The following is a 2995-nucleotide window of genomic DNA, read 5'->3' as shown; positions in this document are numbered from 1 at the left end:
GAGAGACAGTACATCCGAGCTTATTCAGGCCAACAGGATTAAAAATGGAGACACCCTGGATCTTCAGGACGACTATGACTGAGCGTCTTTCCCTTTTTGTGTGTAATGATCCCCGCACCGACGGATGACATCTTCAATAGGTTGAAACTGCAAGCCGGTTAAAGCTTCAACCTTTTCAGCGCTATACGTCCTGGGGATTCTGAGGTTTCGGGCTGTAGCCCGCGATAATTTCCTGGGTCCCCGGGTGAGCGTTGCCCGAAACCAGTCCAGGCGCCACAGCCATTCCAGTTGCCATTGCTTCAGTTGTTTTTTGGGTCCGCGGACCTTCAAAACGTCCGCGATTTGTGAAAGGACTTCGGAATATTTCAAGTTTGCGGCGACCAGGATAAACCGCTGGTTAAATATTTTTTCACTTGCAATGGCTTCAAAAGAATTGACTACATCCCATACGCCCACAAAACCGGTGCTTCCGGGCGGTGCGTATTTTAGCCCAGAGGCGACAGCTGTAAAAAATTTACCGCTTCCCTGGTTCCAAAACCCGGGCCCAAAAATGACACCCGGGTTAATGATGACGGTTTCCAGCCCTTCCTGCCCACCCCTCCAGACTTCCATTTCAGCGAGATATTTGCTGGTAGCATAGACATTTGAACTTGCAAAATCCCACAAGTCGTTTTCCGTAAGTGGGCTTTTGATTCCCCCAATAGTGGCTACAGAACTGCAGTAATAGAGCCTTTTGACTTCTTTCTTTAGGCAAAGATTGACGATATTTTGAGTCCCTGTATGATTGATGTTACGCAGGCGTTCACGGTCCTTCGGGTTAAATGAAATCAGCGCTGCACAGTGATACACCTCGGTCACTTCTTCAAAGGCGTGAATCAGTGAAGGCAAGTCATTTAAGTCCCCTTCAACCCATTTGATTTTTGGGAATAACGCCCTGGTTTCAGGTCCGTAGGACTCAAAAAGGGCTGAAACCTTACCGAGGTCGCTTTCGGGCCGGAAAAGCGCCTTAACGTTTTGTCCGGATTGCAGGAGTCGGATCAATAGATGACTTCCGACCAAACCCGTCCCTCCTGTGATAAATACCATGGTCTAAAAATAAGTGTTTCTCTCCGATTCCCTTTACAGGTGACCGACTCTGAGAGGCGGATTTGAGTATATTTGCCACAAATTTTATCGGTATATGATTTTAAACTTTGTCGAGGAACTGCAGTGGAGGGGAATGTTACACGACATCATGCCCGGAACAGAAGAGCATTTGTTAAATGGAATGCAATCTGCTTACGTGGGAATTGACCCCACTGCGGATTCACTGCATATCGGTCATCTTGTAGGGGTTATGATGCTTCGTCACTTTCAATTGGCGGGCCACAGACCGCTTGCGCTTATCGGGGGTGCCACCGGGATGATCGGAGACCCTTCCGGAAAATCATCAGAGCGGAATCTTCTGGACGAAACCACCCTGCGGGTCAATCAGGAAGCCATTCAGGGACAACTGGCCCGGTTCCTGGATTTTGATAGCGGCGCTGAAAATGCAGCCCTCCTGGTCAATAATTACGACTGGATGAAGGACTTTAATTTCCTCGATTTTATCAGGGACGTTGGAAAGCATATCACCGTAAATTATATGATGGCCAAAGATTCTGTACGCAAGCGCCTCTCAGAAGAATCCAGTGAAGGGATGTCCTTTACCGAATTCACCTATCAACTGGTTCAGGGATATGACTTTTTGCACTTATACCGAAAGTACGATTGTACCCTGCAGATGGGGGGGAGCGACCAGTGGGGGAATATAACCACGGGGACGGAGCTGATACGCAGAATTGAAAGCGGTAAGGGGTATGCCCTTACCTGTCCGCTCATTACGAAGGCGGACGGCACGAAATTTGGTAAAACGGAAAGTGGCAACATTTGGTTGGATCCCCACAAAACATCACCCTACCGTTTTTATCAATACTGGTTGAATACTTCGGATACCGATGCTGAAAAATATATCAAGATTTTCACCTTTTTGTCAAAAGAAGACATAGAAGCCCTTGTGGCTACCCACCGGGAAGCGCCTCATCAGCGTCAGTTGCAGCGGAAGCTCGCTGAAGAACTGACGGTTCTGGTGCACTCGAGGGAGGATCTTGAAAACGCCGAACGGGCCAGTGAGATTCTATTCGGCAAGTCCACTTCACAGGCCCTCAAAGGCCTTTCCAGTGAACTTTTCCTGGAGATATTCGAAGGGGTCCCCCAGGCGCGTGTTTCCAAACAGGAAATTGTTGACGGGCTCGATATTGTCGGGGCCCTTTCAGCGAGAACGGGATTTTTGAAATCCAATGGAGAGGCGCGGCGTGAACTGAAACAACAGTCTATTTCGGTCAATAAAACCCGGGTGGAACAGGACTACACCCTTTCTGAAGCAGATCTCATTCAGGATCGCTTTATTTTGCTTCAACGGGGAAAGAAAAACTATTTCATTCTGGTTGCAGAATAACATTTCTTCATTTGGTCAAAACTAGAGGGCCATCAGGTTACATCCCCGGATGTCTGAATGATCAAATCGCCCCAAAATTTCAAAAGCCCCATTGTCGTAGGATTTCCCGAGATCCTGAGTTGCGATAAATGCACAGGAGTGCTGGTTGGCCAGATCTATGATGTCCACACCTCCTGTGCGCCCCGATCCCAGGGTGCTCAGGGGATCTTCCGTATCCCTGATGCGAACCTGCATCCAGGGGGGGCATTGGAACAGTCCCTGCCCTGAAGAATAGGCCTGGGACAGCAATTCGGTCATCCCGTATTCAGAATGAATCGTTGACAGTCCAAAACCTTCTGAAAGGATTTTGTGAAGCTCGGCCCTTACCATTTCTTTTCGCCTGCCTTTCATCCCCCCTGTTTCCATAACAATGGTATTGGGAGAAGTTTTAAACGCTTTTTCAGCAAGGTCGAGAAGGGCAAAAGTAACCCCGATTAACAGGACCTGTGTCCGGGACTCTGACAGGAGCTCCAGAACTTG

2 protein-coding genes and 1 pseudogene are annotated in these 2995 nt (G+C 48.5%); 1 reads left to right on the top strand and 2 read right to left on the bottom strand.

Annotated features, from left to right (window positions below):
* Positions 1–72 precede the first annotated feature (72 nt).
* Positions 73–1086: an NAD-dependent epimerase/dehydratase family protein gene (locus WBV75_RS09320; protein ID WP_424120352.1), complete on the bottom strand. Its 1014-nt coding sequence runs from the start codon at positions 1084–1086 to the stop codon at positions 73–75.
* A 94-nt stretch (positions 1087–1180) separates the two neighbouring features.
* Between WBV75_RS09320 and tyrS the strand changes: the two genes are divergently transcribed.
* Positions 1181–2476 carry a tyrosine--tRNA ligase gene (tyrS, locus tag WBV75_RS09315; protein WP_424120351.1) on the top strand — a complete coding sequence of 432 codons (1296 nt, stop codon included), beginning with the start codon at positions 1181–1183 and terminating at the stop codon, positions 2474–2476.
* A gap of 21 nt (positions 2477–2497) precedes the next feature.
* On the opposite strand, the pseudogene WBV75_RS09310 reads toward tyrS, so the two are convergent.
* Positions 2498–2995: pseudogene (locus tag WBV75_RS09310) on the bottom strand (acyl transferase); the annotation flags it as partial.

The organism is Robiginitalea sp., from assembly GCF_049588695.1.
In the GTDB taxonomy this organism is placed as follows: domain Bacteria; phylum Bacteroidota; class Bacteroidia; order Flavobacteriales; family Flavobacteriaceae; genus Robiginitalea.
The sequence above is the reverse complement of the archived record's forward strand: the minus strand, read 5'-3'. Positions and strand labels throughout refer to the sequence as shown.